Origin of the sequence: Burkholderia seminalis DSM 23518 (assembly GCF_902832885.1) — a bacterium.
GTDB classification, from domain to species: domain Bacteria; phylum Pseudomonadota; class Gammaproteobacteria; order Burkholderiales; family Burkholderiaceae; genus Burkholderia; species Burkholderia seminalis.
Genome location: NZ_CADFDK010000003.1, coordinates 790,299 through 803,726, shown reverse-complemented (window position 1 = coordinate 803,726; position 13,428 = coordinate 790,299). Strand labels below are relative to the sequence as shown.

13 protein-coding genes are annotated in these 13,428 nt (G+C 68.9%); 4 read left to right on the top strand and 9 right to left on the bottom strand.

Features of this window, described 5'->3' with window-relative positions:
• Positions 1–72: 72 nt before the first annotated feature.
• The 6 genes from HWX00_RS14165 to HWX00_RS14140 form a co-directional block, all read right to left on the bottom strand.
• Positions 73–498: a TOBE domain-containing protein gene (locus HWX00_RS14165; protein WP_034191730.1), complete on the bottom strand. Its 426-nt coding sequence runs from the start codon at positions 496–498 to the stop codon at positions 73–75.
• A gap of 180 nt (positions 499–678) precedes the next feature.
• A complete protein-coding gene (locus HWX00_RS14160; RefSeq protein WP_124610112.1) occupies positions 679–2,187 on the bottom strand; it encodes an efflux transporter outer membrane subunit in 1,509 nt (502 codons plus the stop codon).
• A complete protein-coding gene (locus tag HWX00_RS14155) occupies positions 2,184–3,167 on the bottom strand; it encodes an efflux RND transporter periplasmic adaptor subunit (RefSeq protein ID WP_175026888.1) in 984 nt (327 codons plus the stop codon). The genes HWX00_RS14160 and HWX00_RS14155 overlap by 4 nt, the downstream gene beginning before the upstream one ends.
• A gap of 1 nt (position 3,168) precedes the next feature.
• A complete protein-coding gene (locus HWX00_RS14150; RefSeq protein WP_034191733.1) occupies positions 3,169–3,381 on the bottom strand; it encodes a DUF1656 domain-containing protein in 213 nt (70 codons plus the stop codon).
• A gap of 34 nt (positions 3,382–3,415) precedes the next feature.
• Entirely contained in the window at positions 3,416–5,533 is a 2,118-nt protein-coding gene (locus HWX00_RS14145) for an FUSC family protein (RefSeq protein ID WP_124610110.1), read from the bottom strand.
• Positions 5,530–6,009: a MarR family winged helix-turn-helix transcriptional regulator gene (locus HWX00_RS14140; protein WP_124610109.1), complete on the bottom strand. Its 480-nt coding sequence runs from the start codon at positions 6,007–6,009 to the stop codon at positions 5,530–5,532. Before HWX00_RS14140 ends, HWX00_RS14145 begins: the two co-directional genes overlap by 4 nt.
• Positions 6,010–6,345: 336 nt before the next feature.
• Between HWX00_RS14140 and HWX00_RS14135 the strand changes: the two genes are divergently transcribed.
• A complete protein-coding gene (locus HWX00_RS14135; protein ID WP_069245778.1) occupies positions 6,346–7,206 on the top strand; it encodes an HTD2 family dehydratase in 861 nt (286 codons plus the stop codon).
• A gap of 212 nt (positions 7,207–7,418) precedes the next feature.
• On the top strand, positions 7,419–7,667 hold the full coding sequence (locus HWX00_RS14130) for a hypothetical protein (protein WP_124610108.1): 249 nt from the start codon (positions 7,419–7,421) through the stop codon (positions 7,665–7,667).
• A gap of 137 nt (positions 7,668–7,804) precedes the next feature.
• Here the strand turns inward: HWX00_RS14130 and HWX00_RS14125 are convergent, their stop codons facing one another.
• Entirely contained in the window at positions 7,805–8,737 is a 933-nt protein-coding gene (locus HWX00_RS14125; RefSeq protein WP_124610122.1) for an MBL fold metallo-hydrolase, read from the bottom strand.
• Between the two features lie 625 nt (positions 8,738–9,362).
• Here HWX00_RS14125 and HWX00_RS14120 point away from each other — a divergent pair.
• Together HWX00_RS14120 and HWX00_RS14115 are read left to right on the top strand one after the other, a co-directional pair.
• On the top strand, positions 9,363–9,650 hold the full coding sequence (locus HWX00_RS14120; protein WP_034191737.1) for a DUF1330 domain-containing protein: 288 nt from the start codon (positions 9,363–9,365) through the stop codon (positions 9,648–9,650).
• A 60-nt stretch (positions 9,651–9,710) separates the two neighbouring features.
• On the top strand, positions 9,711–9,863 hold the full coding sequence (locus tag HWX00_RS14115) for a hypothetical protein (RefSeq protein ID WP_175026887.1): 153 nt from the start codon (positions 9,711–9,713) through the stop codon (positions 9,861–9,863).
• 45 nt (positions 9,864–9,908) lie between these two features.
• Here HWX00_RS14115 and dhaL read toward each other — a convergent pair whose 3' ends face one another.
• Positions 9,909–11,609 carry a dihydroxyacetone kinase subunit DhaL gene (gene dhaL / locus HWX00_RS14110; protein ID WP_124610107.1) on the bottom strand — a complete coding sequence of 567 codons (1,701 nt, stop codon included), beginning with the start codon at positions 11,607–11,609 and terminating at the stop codon, positions 9,909–9,911.
• Between the two features lie 226 nt (positions 11,610–11,835).
• Positions 11,836–12,990: a sigma-54 interaction domain-containing protein gene (locus HWX00_RS14105; protein ID WP_124610106.1), complete on the bottom strand. Its 1,155-nt coding sequence runs from the start codon at positions 12,988–12,990 to the stop codon at positions 11,836–11,838.
• Between the last annotated feature and the right edge of the window lie 438 nt (positions 12,991–13,428).

Genomic DNA, 13,428 nt, shown 5'->3' with positions numbered 1-13,428 from the left:
GTGCCGCCGGATGGCAGCCGGGCCGCGCGAACGCGCGGCACTGGGCGGTGCTCCGTCGCGACCGTCACGCGCTCACTCGACGCCGACGATCACGCTCGATGCCTTGAAGATCGCGGATGCGGCCGAGCCGCTCGCGAGGCCGAGGCGATCGACGCTGTCATTGGTGACGATCGCGACGATTTCGGCGCCGCCCGCGGCCTTGATCACGACTTCCGAATTGACCGCGCCCTTCGTGACCGTCGCGACGGTGCCCGCGACGCAGTTACGCGCCGATACCTTGCTGCTGTCGACGTCGACCATCACGATGACCGACGATGCCTTGACGAGCGCGAACGCCTTCGTGCCCGCCGCGAGGCCCAGCGAAGCCGCGCTGCCGTGGGTGATCACGGCGACGATGTCGAGGCCGTCCTGCGTGTGCAGCGTGATTTCGTCGTTGACGGCACCGGGCTTGACGGCGCCGACCTGGCCGGCGAAATGGTTGCGGGCACTGGTTCGCATGATGACGCTCCGAATGAAGGCGGCTGCCGGATCGGCAGCCGCGGATGAATGGAAATGCATCGCCCAGTCTACCGTCAACGCAGGGACGCGTCGCCATCCGGATGCTATGGCGCGAATCAGTAAAACCCGCCACCGCTGTGCGTTTTGCCGCACCGGTGTGATGTATTGAAGGCGATGACGCTACCGTGGCGACTCGCCGTCCTTGATCGTTGCGGCGGCACGCGCGGCGGCGGCGGCGCTGCCGCGCGCGGCCGCCGTACCGTCGCCGTCCCACCCGCCGCCCAGCGCGAGGAAGAGCCGCACCTGATCGGCCGCGACCTGGCCTTCGGCCGCCGCAACCTGCGCCTTCACGCTCGTCAGCGTGCGCGTCGCGTCGAGATCGGAGATGAACGACTCGCGGCCGGCCGCATAGAGACGATGGGTTTCGTCGGCGGAATTGCGGGCCGATTCGTACGCGGTGCGCAAGGCGTCCGTACGTTGCACGTCGGCCGCATAGGTCGCGAGGCTCGACTGTGTTTCGCGCAGCGCGTTCAGCACGACGCCGTCGAAATGCGCGAGCGCGCCGCCCGTCGACGCCTCGGCTTCGCGCACGCGGGCGCGCTGGCCGTTGACGGGGAACGACCAGCTGATCAGCGGGCCGAACGACCAGCGATTCGTGGTGGACGAGAACAGGTCGGCGGCGACGCCGACCGAGCCGGCCGACGCACCGATGCTGATCGACGGATACAGCGCCGCGGTCGCGACGCCGATCCGCGCGGTCGCGGCGGCGAGCTGCCGCTCGGCTTCGCGTACGTCGGGGCGGCGGCGCAGCAGCGCGGCACCGTCGCCGATCGGAATCGGCTGACGCAGCTTCGGCAGCCGTTCGCATTCGACGACGGCCTTCGGCAGGTCGGCCGGCGCGCGCGCGAGCAGTGCGGCGAGCTGGTATTGCGCGACCTTGCGGCGCCCTTCGAAGCGCGGGATGTCGGCCGCGAGCGTGCGCACCTGCGTCACGCCGCGCGTCACGTCGGTTTGGTTGCCGCGCCCGGCATCGCGCAGCCGCTGCGACAGCGCGACGCGCTGCTTCTGCAGCGCGAGCGACTGCCTCGCGATCGCCAGCTCGTCGCCGGCTGAGCACGATTCGACGTACGCGCGCACGACGTCGGCGACGACGGTGATGCGCGCCAGGTCGCCGGCCGCCTTGACGGCCTCGCTGTCCGCGCGTGCGGCTTCGACGCCGCGCCGCAGCTTGCCGAACAGGTCGATCTCGTACGACACGTTGATGCCGACCGCGCCTTCGTTGACGACCGGCAGCTTGTTCTCGAGCAGGTATTGCTCGGCCGATTCCTGCGCGCGCTGCACCGCGGCTTCGGCGCCGCCCGAGAAGCCGCCCTGCTGGCTCGCGACTTCCAGCGCCGCGCGCGACCGCGCGAGGTTGGCCGCGGCGACGCGCAGGTCGGTGTTCGACTTCAGCGCATCGCGCACCAGTGCGTCGAGCACGGGATCGTCGTACAGCTGCCACCAGTTGCCGGGCACCGCGTCGCGCGACACGAGCGTTCCGTTCGCGTCGTCGAGCGCATGGTTCGCGAGCGGCGCATTCACGTACGCCTGCTGCGGCAGCGTGTAATCGGGGCCGACGGATTTGCATGCGCCGAGTGCGAGCGCAAGCGGCGCGAGTGCGGCCGCGACGCGCAGACCGTGCCGGTTCATTGCGATGCTCCCGCCGCGCTGGCGGCGGCCCCGGACGCCCCGGACGCCGCGGTGACCGGTGCCGGGGCCGAGCCGGCACCGGCAGCCGGTTTTGTGTTGTCGTTTCGGCGCGTGTCGGCGTCGCGCATCGACACGGTCGCGGTACGGCCGGCGATCATCCGGAAATCGTCGGGCACTTCGTCGAGTACGACGCGCACCGGCACGCGCTGTGCGAGCCGCACCCAGCTGAACGCCGGGTTCACGTTCGGCAGCAGGTTCGCGCCCTGCGTGCGGTCGCGATCCTCGATCGCGGCGACGATGCTTTGCACGTGGCCGCGCAGCGCATGCTGCTCGCCCATCACGATGATGTCGACCGGCTGGCCGATATGGATGCCGCGCAGCTTGGTTTCCTCGAAGTAGCCGTCGACACGGAACGAATGGCGGTCCACGACCGACAGGACCGCGCGGCCGGCCGGCACGTATTCGCCGACACGCGGCGCGCGGTCGTTCAGGTAGCCGTCCACGGGACTCACGATCGTCGTGCGCTGCAGGTTCAGCTTCGCGGTGTCGAGCGATACCTGTGCGTCGGCGACGCTGGCTTCGCCTTGTTCGACGCGCGTGCGGCTTTCCTCGACCTGCTCGCTCGCGACCAGGTTGCCGAGCTGCAGGTTGCGCGCGTATTCGCGCTTCGCCTGGGCCAGTGTCGCGCGGCGCTGCGCGAGCGTCGCTTCGGCGAGCCGTTCCGCGAGCGTGTAGCGCGCCTGGTCGATCACGAACAGCACCTGGCCGCGCTTGACCTCCTGGTTGTCGGCGACCTGCACCGACGTGATGAGGCCCGCCACGTCCGGCGCGACCTGGATCACGTCGGCGCGCACGTGCCCGTCGCGTGTCCACGGCGAGAACATGTAGTAGTTGATGATCCGCCACAGCACGAGGCCGGCCACGACGACGACGATCAGGGTGAGCAGGATTTGCCCTGCCGAGAGCCAGGTTTTTTTCACGTTAGGAAGCCACGAGATGGTGGGAAGCGATGACGACGGCGGCAAGCACGAACACGTAGATGCCGAGGTCGAAGATCGAACGGTGCCAGACGAGGCGGTAGAAGCCGACGCGCTCGAGCACGGCGCGCACGACGATGTTGATCAGGTAGGCGATCAGCATCAGCACGAGCGGGGCCGGCACGAATACGCCGAAGATGTCGATTTCGCCGATCATGGTCGCGGTCGGAAGGACGGGTTGGAAAGCCGGATCATGCGCGTGCTCCGTCCGAGGCCCGAGGCGCCTGGCCGGCAGCGGCCGGATAGAGCGACAGACGCAGCCCGACGAGCGCGTGCAGCGTGTCGCGCAGCCGGCGGTGCGTGGCAGGGGCGGCAGGCGCGGTGCCGCCCTCGGCCGGCGCGGCACCCGGCAGGCCGCCGCTGCCCACGCGGTGCAGTGCGTCGTCGATCGTCGCGAGCAGCGCGGGCGGTGCCGGCTGGCGCGCGTTCGCGGCCGCGCAGCGCGCGTAGTGATCGGTGACGCCGGCGAGGACGCGATCGATCGCGTCGGGTACGTCGCCCGACAGGCGACGGCGCGAGCGGCGCAGGTCGAGCGCGTTCAGTGCGATGCGCAGGTCGCGGAAGCTCTCGATCGACGGGTGGCGGTGATCGTCGGATGCGCCCAGGCGCGGCAGCAGCTGCGTGACGCGGTCGAGCATCCGCGATGCGTGGTTGCGCTGGTCGTCGAGCGGCTGCGTCGACGCGGAGCGCGCGACGTCTTCCCAGCCCGAGCGCAACAGGCGCCGCACCGCGAGCTCCGCGCCGAACGGCCGCGTCGCCCGCGTCCACACGTACGCGAACAGCAGCCCGGCGACACCCGCGAGGTTGCTGTTCAGGAACACGAAGAAATCGGCTTCGTACGCGCTCTGGATGCTGATGAAGGTCGCCGTGTTCACGGCGACGAGCATCGTCACCATGTTGAACTGCGGGCGCGGCAGCAGCGTGCCGATCAGGATGAACGGGCCCGCGAACATCAGCACGAGCATCGCGAAATCGTGCACGTGCGGCAGCACGACGAACAGGTACAGGCCCGCGAACACGACGCTCGCGGCGGTCGACAGGAAGAACTTGAACACCAGCGGCGCCGGCTCGTCGAGCGCGGCGAAGAAGCTGCACGACACGGCCACGAGCGTGACGGCCGCCGCACCGTCGTGCCAGCCGGACGAGATCCACAGCCAGCACGCGAACACGATCGCGAACACGACGGTCAGCGTCGAGAACAGCATCATCCCGCGATCGAAGAAGCGTTCGGTGCCGCCGAGCCGCCAGTGCCGGTAGCGCGGCTGCCACACACCCGATTCGTTCGCGATCAGCGCACGCAGCGAACGGCAGTCCTGCCAGATGTCGACGACCTGGCGCAGCCGCCACAGCGCGTTCGACAGCAGTGCGCCCTCCCAGCTCGCCAGGGCGCTGTCGGCGGGCTGCAGCGCGGCGATGCGCTCGCGCAGGTTGTCCGCGACCGCGTCGTGGGCCATGTCGCCGTCGGCCTTCACGGACGGCAGCGGTGCGTCGAACCATTTCGCGGCATCGGCCAGCAGCGCATCGAGAGCGGGCGGGCGCACGTGCAGGTCGCGCATCAGCGCGATCAAGGGATCGGCGAGCGATGACATCAGCGGCAGGAACAACTGCATGCGGCCCGCGAGCGCCTGCGCGCGGGCAAGGATGCGCGGGTGCGCATGGTCGTAACTCAGCTGGCTCAGCAGGAATTCGAGGCCGGTGATCGTCGCGGCGAGCCGTTGGCGGCATGCCGACAACGCCTTGCCGGCGATTTGCCCGGACAGAGTCTCGCGACCGTAGAACGCGGCGTCCTTGAACCACGCGTCGGTGCGTTCGATCAGCGTCGGCGCGAGCCGGTTCGGAAACACGGTGCTGCCGACCACGCTCGCGCAGACGATGCCGAGCACGATTTCCTCGGTTCGCGCGATCGCGACGTCGAACACGGTGGACGGGTCGGTCACGGTCGGCAGCGCGATCAGCGGCATCGTATAGCCGGCGAGCATGAACACGTAGCTGCGCGCGGTGCGGTCGGAGATCGCGAGATAGAGCAGCGTGCCGCACCAGGTCGCGACGATGATGCTGAACAGGAGCGGCGTCTCGACGAATGGCGGCACGAAGAAGATCGCGGCGGCTGCGCCGAGCGCGGTGCCGAGCGCGCGGTACAGCGCCTTCGAGCGCGTCGCGCCGACGAACGGGTTCGACACGATGTAGACGCTCGCCATCGCCCAGTACGGGCGCGGCAGCTGGAAATACAGGCCGAGGTACAGCGCCAGCATCGACGCGGCGAACGTCTTGCCCGAGAACAGCCAGTCGCGGAGGCTCGGATAGGTCATGACGCGGTGTCGTCGGCGGGGGAGATACGCGAGGCGGGCGGGTGCGACTCGGACGCGTTGAACGCTTCGAGCACGCGCAGCGTCGTTTCGAGATCGGTGCGCGTCACGCCCTTGAGCACCTGAGCGCGCAGCGTGCGCAGGTCTTCTTCCATCCTCGCGGTGACGGCGCGGCCGGCGGCCGTCAGCGAGATCGTTTTCGCGCGACGATCGTGCGGATCCTCGTCGCGGCGCGCAAGGCCGGCCGCGCACAGCTGGTCGAGCAGGCGCACGAGCGACGGCCCTTCGATCCCGACGTGTTCGGCGAGCGTGCCCTGCCGTACACCTTCGCCGAGCCGGCCGGCGATCAGGAGCGGCGTCGCGCAGGCCTCGGACACGTTGTACGTGTTCAGCACACCGTCACTGGTGCGGCGCCACTTGCGCGCGGACAGCACGAGCAGGCTGCTGACGGCGAGGCGGAGGTCGTGCAGATTGGTCATGGCCGAGATGATAGGGTAAAAACATTCGATAGCAAACTATCGTTTTCTTGTCACCCGGATGACATGTCGCTCGTCGCGCGGCCGGTCCGTCAGAACCAATTTAGGCAGCGTGCCGGCGGTGGTCAAGCTGTAAGGTCCGCGCCAGGAATCGCACGCGGCACGCGAGGCGGCTATATTGTCGAATGTATCGAATGGTCAGACGAAAATCGTCGCGCAGGACCGGCAGGGCCGCAGGGGTCGAGCAAATTCGAAGCCCGGGTTCGGGAATGCCGACTTCGCGAAACGCCGTGCGGCGCGCATATTTGGGCCCTGGCCAACGCACCGGAGACTCCATCAGTGTCGAACTCATCCTCGCAGCCCGCCGCACCCGCGTCACTCGACGCGTGGCTCGGCAAGACCGAAACGCTTGGCGACGACATCACCGCGTTCCCGCTCAACGCGCTGGCCGCCACGCTCGACCGCCCGTCGCCCGGCGACGTCGTCCCGCCGATGTGGCACTGGCTCTATTTCCTGCCCATCGCGCCGCTGGCCGAAGTCGGCCCCGACGGCCACCCGAAGCGCGGCGGCTTCCTGCCGCCCGTGCCGCTGCCGCGCCGCATGTGGGCCGGCGGCCGGCTGACGTTTCACGCGCCGCTGCGCGCGGGGCGGCGCGCGACGCGCGAATCGACGATCGCGAACATCGAGGACAAGACGGGCCGCAGCGGCCGGCTCGTGTTCGTGACGGTGCAGCACCGCATCGAATCCGATGGGGTGCCGTGTATCGAGGAAGAGCACGACATCGTCTATCGAGACGCGCAGCAGCCGGGCGCGCCGGCGCAGAAGCCGGTCGCGGCGCCCACGGGTGAAACGTGGGCGCGCACCGTCACGGCCGACGCCGTGATGCTGTTCCGCTATTCGGCGCTGACCTTCAATGGTCACCGTATCCACTACGACCGCAGCTACGTGACGCAGGAAGAAGGCTATCCGGGGCTCGTCGTGCACGGCCCGCTGATCGCGACGCTGCTCGTCGATCTCGTGCATCGCGAACGGCCGGACGCGGTGCTCGCGAGCTTTGCGTTTCGCGCGGTGCGCCCGACCTTCGACGGGGAGCCGTTCACGCTGTGCGGCAAGCCGTCGGACGACGGCAGTACGATCGAGCTGTGGGCGAAGGATCGCGATGGCTGGCTGACGATGCAGGCGACGGCGACGCTGGCTTGACGCGCCGCGCGAACGGCGCGACCCGATTTCGTTTCCACAACCCACGACGAACGCGGTTCCCGGTCGCGGTCTCACGCTCGCGACGGTCCCGCCGCAACTGCGTTGCGACGCGATTCCGACCGATGTGCCGGGGACCTCGAAGACACGGCACATGCCGTGCGCGCCGGTGGCCTGACCGTCCGCATCGACTCGACCCGCAGCGCCCTGCTGACGTGCGCGATTCCACCGGGACAATATTTTCAGGGTGTCTTGCCGAGCGACGAGGCGGATGTCACGACGGAGACATCGAGACGGGAAAGACCGAGGTATCGGCGGGCTGGCGCGACGCGATCGGCGCGGTGCCCGGCATCGAGTCGAGAGACAAGCGGCTCGTGACGCGTGCGGAAGCCGACGAGAGCGTCGGTATCGTGAAGGAGGCGGCGGACGAGGTCGCGGAGCGGAACATGTCGGCGCTCGCGTGAGGTTCGGGCGGTCGTGATGCGCTTTGGCGCGTGACGTGATGCCGCCGCATGAAATGCGGCGGCGCTTTTTTATGGTGGTGCCGTTCGGGAGGACCGCCGATGCGTTGCCGCAGCACGCACCGGCCGCCGATCCTCGATCAGTAGTCCCACACGATGGGAACGAAGCGGAAGCCGCTGCCGTCCCTCGCAACATGGCCGATGGAAGGGAACGCGACATGTGCGGCGGCCAGCAGCGCACCGGTGTCGGCGGCTTCGTTGAACAATGCGATGCGCACGTCGACAGCCGCTTCGGGATCGTGCTCGAAGCCGTTTTGCCAGTCGGGATGGTCGAAGTTGACTTCGAAGATCGCGTCGCCCGCGAACGTCAGCTTTTCCCCGTTCGACGCGACGTCGACCACGCAGTGCCCGGGCGTATGTCCGCCCGTCACGCGCGCCGTCACGCCGGCTGCGACTTCCACGGTCCGATCGAACGTCACGATGTTTTCGCCGTAGAGCGTCACGAACCTGGCCGCCGCCTTGCGCAGTGCGGGCGGTACGGTTTCCGGCATCACCGTCTTGCTGAAGTCCGGATTCTTCCAGAACGCCATTTCGGCGGCCGATACGTGAATGCGTACGTCGGGGCGCAGCCGGGCCTTGACGCCGTCGGTGTTCAGCCCGCCGACGTGATCCATGTGCATGTGCGTTATCACGATGTCGGTGATCGCGGCCAGGTCGATACCGGCCGATTCCAGACGCATCACCGATCGCCCGGCGCGCGTAAAGTATTCGAAGCCGTCACCCACGCCCGAATCGATCAGGATCAGACGATCGGCGCTGCGCACGAGCGCGATGTTGAGCGCCCAGTCGAATCGGTCGCGTTGCAGGAAACGCCCGTCGAACCAGGCGTTGCGCTCCGCCTCGCTCACGTTGGTGGACATGGTGGAAGTCGGCAGCGGCAGCACGCCGTCGCTGATCAGCACGACATCGACATCGCCGATGCGCACGGCGTAGCGGGAGGGAACGAGCTCGCCCGAACCTTCTTTTCCCAGGCGGTCGATAACCGGCTGGACGTTGCGGAGTGGTGCGTTCATGTTCAGTAGTCCTGTTCGTCGAATGGATTGAGCCGCGCGGCGCGGCGCGGTTCGCGAGCGCGATCGTGAAGGTCGCGCGCTTCGGTTCGCCCGGATTCCGGTCGAGCGTGTCAGCGATTGTAGTGACGGCCGATACACGCCAACAGCGCCGCACGTGTGCACATCGTGTTGTCCGGGCGACAACAATCCCGCCGCGGCTTCAGCCGCCCGACCTGCGTCGCCCGCTGTCCGTCGCCGGACGGCGGGCGATGCAATGGATGCCGTTGATGGAAAGCCGGGCGCCGCCGGCGCGCGGATCAGCCCGGTTGCGCAGCGGCCAGCATGTGATACGCGGGAATCAGCGCGTTGCCGGTCTCGCCGATCAACCGGTCGTTGGCGATCGGAACGGTACCGCCGAACAGCGGTGTCGACACGTCGCACGCCGGGCAAGTCATCCCGCCAATTTGCGATGCCCGATGTGATCGGACGATGTGGGGATCGGTTTTTTCAGCGTCGCGGCGGCTTGCGCCGCGACCGCCTATAATCCGCACACCCGTTCGCACTGCACGCGGCCGGGGGCGGCGCGATCGTCGGAAAGCAGCGATACGCGCGCGATTTCCATCCACCGGACAAAGGGGCACGCATCTTGGCAACTTACATCGTTTTTACACGGGAAAGCACGCAGGATCAGCACGAACTCGATACCTACGCGAGCAAGGTTGGCGCGACGCTCGCTGGTCATCCGGTGAAGGTGCTCGCGGCTTACGGCGCTCAGGAAACGCTGGAAGGCGAAGGACCGGAAGGCGTGGTGATCGTCGAGTTTCCGTCGAAGGAGGCCGCACATGCGTGGTATCACGGCCCCGAATACCAGGCCGTCGTGCAGCACCGGTTCAAGGGCGCGCGCTATCGTGCCGTGCTGGTCGAAGGTGTTTGAGCGCGGCGTTTCTGCCGTTCACCGCGACGCGATGTCGTGATTGACGTTGTCATGTTTGCGATGACATCTTCCCCCGCGCCCGTCCGTCCGCCGATGGGCCGCGCGGCCATCACGCTGCTCGCCGCCGGCGTGCAGCGTCGTCTCGCCGCGATGTTCACCACAGTGTTGCGCGTCGGCGCGATGCTGTCGCCCGGGCGGATGAACGCAGGCTGAGAGGCGGGCGGCGCGGCCGCCCACCCGCATCCCGCGCGTTGCCGTTCAGCGCACGTGAGGCTGCAACGCGCGCAACCAGTACGACACGGCTACCGCGCCGCCATCCGGCGTGCCGATCGCGCGCTCGCCGAGATAGCTCGCCCGCCCTGCGCGCGGCGTCATGTGCGCGGTGGCTTCCGCGCCTTCCACGGCCGCTTCCACGGCCGCCGTCCATGCACTTGCGTTGTCGCGATCGCTGTCGAGCGCGCGGCTGAATGCCTCGACGGCCGGCACCAGTGCATCGAGCATCGTCCGGTCGCCGGCATGCGCGCCCCCCAGTTCGCTGATTGAATCCACTGCCGCGCGGAATGCCGCCGCCCAGTCGCGCGCCGAGGGTTCGGCAAGGTCGGCCAGCCGGCGCGATGCGCGCAGCAGCGCGGTTGCATAGAACGGCCCGGAACTGCCGGCGATCGCGCGGCGCAACGCCGCGCCGAGCGCCGCGAGTGCGCCGGCCGGCGTGGCGTACGCGGTATCGGGCAACGCGAGGATCGCGTGCGCGGCGCGCAGCATGCTCGCACCGAGGTCGCCGTCGCCGGCCGCCGCGTCGAGGTCCGTCAGCGTCTGCTCGTGATCGATCAGCGTCTGCGCGACCGCGTGCAGCGCCGGCTGCAGGCGCGCGGCCCAGGCGCGGCCGGCCGCGTCGAGCGGCGGCAGTGGTGCGTCCGGCGACGCGGCCGCGGCTACGCGGATCCGTGCATTCACGGCGCCGCCGCCCGGCCAGGCGCGCGCCTGCGTCGGTGCGTCGAGCAGCGATGCGCGTTCGTCGTTCAGCCGCAGCACCGAGATCGAGCAGCCGGGCATGTTCAGCGCGGACAGGAATGTGCCGGCCCACGCGCGCGCGACGACGATGCCGCGCCGGGTCAGATTGTCGTACGCGGCACGCAGCACGATCGCGAGTTCCATGTCCGGCGTCGCGCCGAGACCGTTGACGAACAGCGCGACGCGTTCGCCGCGGTCGAGCACGAGATCGGCGGCGATGCTCGACAGCAGCGTGTCGACCAGCGCGTCGGCCGGCAGCGGCGCGCGACGTTCGACGCCTTTCTCGCCGTGAATGCCGAGGCCGAGCTCGATCTCCTGATCGCCGAGGCTGAAGCCCGATTTGTCGGCGCCCGGGATCGTGCAGCCGTCGAACGCGACGCCCATCGTGCCGAGCTCGGCCGCCGCGTCGCGCGCGATGGCTGCAACACGGGCAAGCGTCAGCCCGCGCGCGGCGGCCGCGCCGGCGAGCTTGTGGATCAGCACGGTGCCGGCGATCCCGCGCCGCTGGCCACGGTCGACACGGCCGCGCAGCGATACGTCGTCGGCGACGACGACCGTCTCGACCGGAATGCCTTCCGCGCGCGCAAGCTCGGCGGCGAGCCCGAAATTGAGCCGGTCGCCGGTGTAGTTCTTCACGATCAGCAGCGCGCCGTTGGGGCCGGCGCTCGCGCGGATCGCGGCAAGCACGGCGTCGGTGGACGGCGACGTGAACACTTCGCCGCACACGGCCGCGCTCAGCATCCCTTCGCCGACGTAGCCGCCGTGCGCGGGCTCGTGGCCGCTGCCGCCGCCGGACAGGATCGCGACGGGGCGTCGAGACGGTTCGGGCAGCGGCTGGCGGACGAGCACGTGCTCGTCGCCGAGGATCGCGAGATGCGGCGACTGCCGCGCGATGCCTTCCAGCATTTCTCGCACGACATCGGACGGACGATTCACAAGCTTTTTCATGGCGACGGATTCCGGACGGGTGAACGGGGGCGCGGCCGGGCCTGCATGGGCGTCGGTCGGCTTCGTATTGCGGAGAATCGTGCGGGTGCCCGGTCGCCGGGGGCAGCCGGTCGCATGACGGATGACCGGATGCGCGAGCGGCAACGAAGCACGAGCGTCGCGCCACGATACATCAGGTTCGGACGTCAATGCACGGATTGCGGCGCGATCGCGCCGTTGGGCGAGATTATTTCAGCGCCGCAATTTCCTTCGCACGGATCAGCCGCGCGCGCAGCACGTTGCGGCTGATGCCGAGCAGTTGCGCGGCCCGGATCTGGTTGCGGTGGCTGAAGTCGAACGCGACGCGCATCACGGTGTCCTCGATATGCTCGAACAGGTTGCCGTGTCCGTCGTCGAGCAGGTCGCGCAACGCGTGCTCGAACGCAGCCTGAGCATGGGTGGACGGTTCCGGCGCAGGCACGGCGGCCGGTGGCACGCACGGCGACGCAAGGTGCAGGTCGGTGTCGTGCAGCACATCGTGGCGGCACACGAGCAGCGCGTGATGGATCGCGTTCTCCAGTTCGCGGATATTGCCGGGCCAGTGATGCGATACGAGCCGGCGCTCGGCGCGCGGGTCGAAACCGCGCGGTCCGGCACCGAGGCGCGCGCGGTAGTCGTCGAAGAAGTGACGCGCGAGCGGCAGGATGTCGCCCGGACGCTCGCGCAGCGGCGGCACCGCAAGCTGCACGACGTTGAGCCGGTAGTACAGGTCGCCGCGGAAATGCCCGGCCGCCACCGCCTGCTGCAGATCGACGTTGGTCGCCGCGACCACGCGCACGTCGACCGGAATGCCCGTGCGCGAGCCGAGCCGCACGACCTCGCGCTCCTGCAGCACGCGCAGCAGCTTGACCTGCATCGACAGCGGCAGGTCGCCGATCTCGTCGAGAAACAGCGTGCCGCCGTGCGCGGCTTCGAACCAGCCGGGCTTGGCGCCGACGGCGCCCGTAAATGCGCCTTTCTCATGGCCGAACAGTTCGCTGTCGACGAGCGTTTCGGAGAAGGCGCCGCAATTCACCGCGACAAACGGCCCGTCGCGGCGATTGCCGAGATCGTGCACGTGACGCGCGATCAGTTCCTTGCCGGTGCCCGTCTCGCCGACGATCAGCACGTTCGCGTCGCTCGGTGCGACACGGTGCACCTCCTCGAGCAGCGCGAGCGAGCGTGGATCGGCAAACACCTGCGTCCGCGCGCGGACCTGTGCCGGGCGTCCGGGCAACGTCAGGACGGAGGCGGTGCGTGCCGCAGCGGGCAGGCCGGCCGGATCGCGCGTGTCGGATGCGTCGCGGGACGGGACGACGACACGAAGGTTGAGCGGGCGCGACGAAGCGGAAATGGAAGTCATGGCGATGAACCGTTGGATGGCCGGGCGAGACGGACCCGTGCCGACAAGCGCCGGGGTCCGGCTGCTGCGTGGTCAGCAGAGTGTTCAATGTTTCGCCGCGCGCGAAAAGCATCGATTTCTGATAACCAAAGCGCGATTGCTGAGAAACCTGCAATGGTGCGGGCGAGCGGGGTTGCCCCGACGTCAGGGCGTCGAATTCGATGCCATCGCGCGCCGCGCTGCTTCCTGGGCAGCAGTTCGCCAGCACGGTCGCTTCGCCCGGTTCATCACGTCGTGGAATATCGATGTGATACGCGCGGCGGAACGCTTGCCGCGCTCGCGCATTTGTGCGAATCCCGTGCCAGGCGGACGAACGCACGAAACTTCGCGATGCAGACGATCGCGACGCGACCCGGCCGCCCGAATGGCACGCTCCTTGCTGATCCGAAGCGGTATCGC

Excerpts from the sequence above, each read along its gene's own strand:
- HWX00_RS14165 (WP_034191730.1), bottom strand. The coding sequence starts at position 498 with ATGCGAACCAGTGCCCGCAACCATTTCGCCGGCCAGGTCGGCGCCGTC.
- HWX00_RS14160 (WP_124610112.1), bottom strand. The coding sequence starts at position 2,187 with ATGAACCGGCACGGTCTGCGCGTCGCGGCCGCACTCGCGCCGCTTGCG.
- HWX00_RS14150 (WP_034191733.1), bottom strand. The coding sequence starts at position 3,381 with ATGATCGGCGAAATCGACATCTTCGGCGTATTCGTGCCGGCCCCGCTC.
- HWX00_RS14145 (WP_124610110.1), bottom strand. The coding sequence starts at position 5,533 with ATGACCTATCCGAGCCTCCGCGACTGGCTGTTCTCGGGCAAGACGTTC.
- HWX00_RS14140 (WP_124610109.1), bottom strand. The coding sequence starts at position 6,009 with ATGACCAATCTGCACGACCTCCGCCTCGCCGTCAGCAGCCTGCTCGTG.
- HWX00_RS14125 (WP_124610122.1), bottom strand. The coding sequence starts at position 8,737 with ATGAACGCACCACTCCGCAACGTCCAGCCGGTTATCGACCGCCTGGGA.
- HWX00_RS14115 (WP_175026887.1), top strand. The coding sequence starts at position 9,711 with ATGACATCTTCCCCCGCGCCCGTCCGTCCGCCGATGGGCCGCGCGGCC.
- dhaL (WP_124610107.1), bottom strand. The coding sequence starts at position 11,609 with ATGAAAAAGCTTGTGAATCGTCCGTCCGATGTCGTGCGAGAAATGCTG.
- HWX00_RS14105 (WP_124610106.1), bottom strand. The coding sequence starts at position 12,990 with ATGACTTCCATTTCCGCTTCGTCGCGCCCGCTCAACCTTCGTGTCGTC.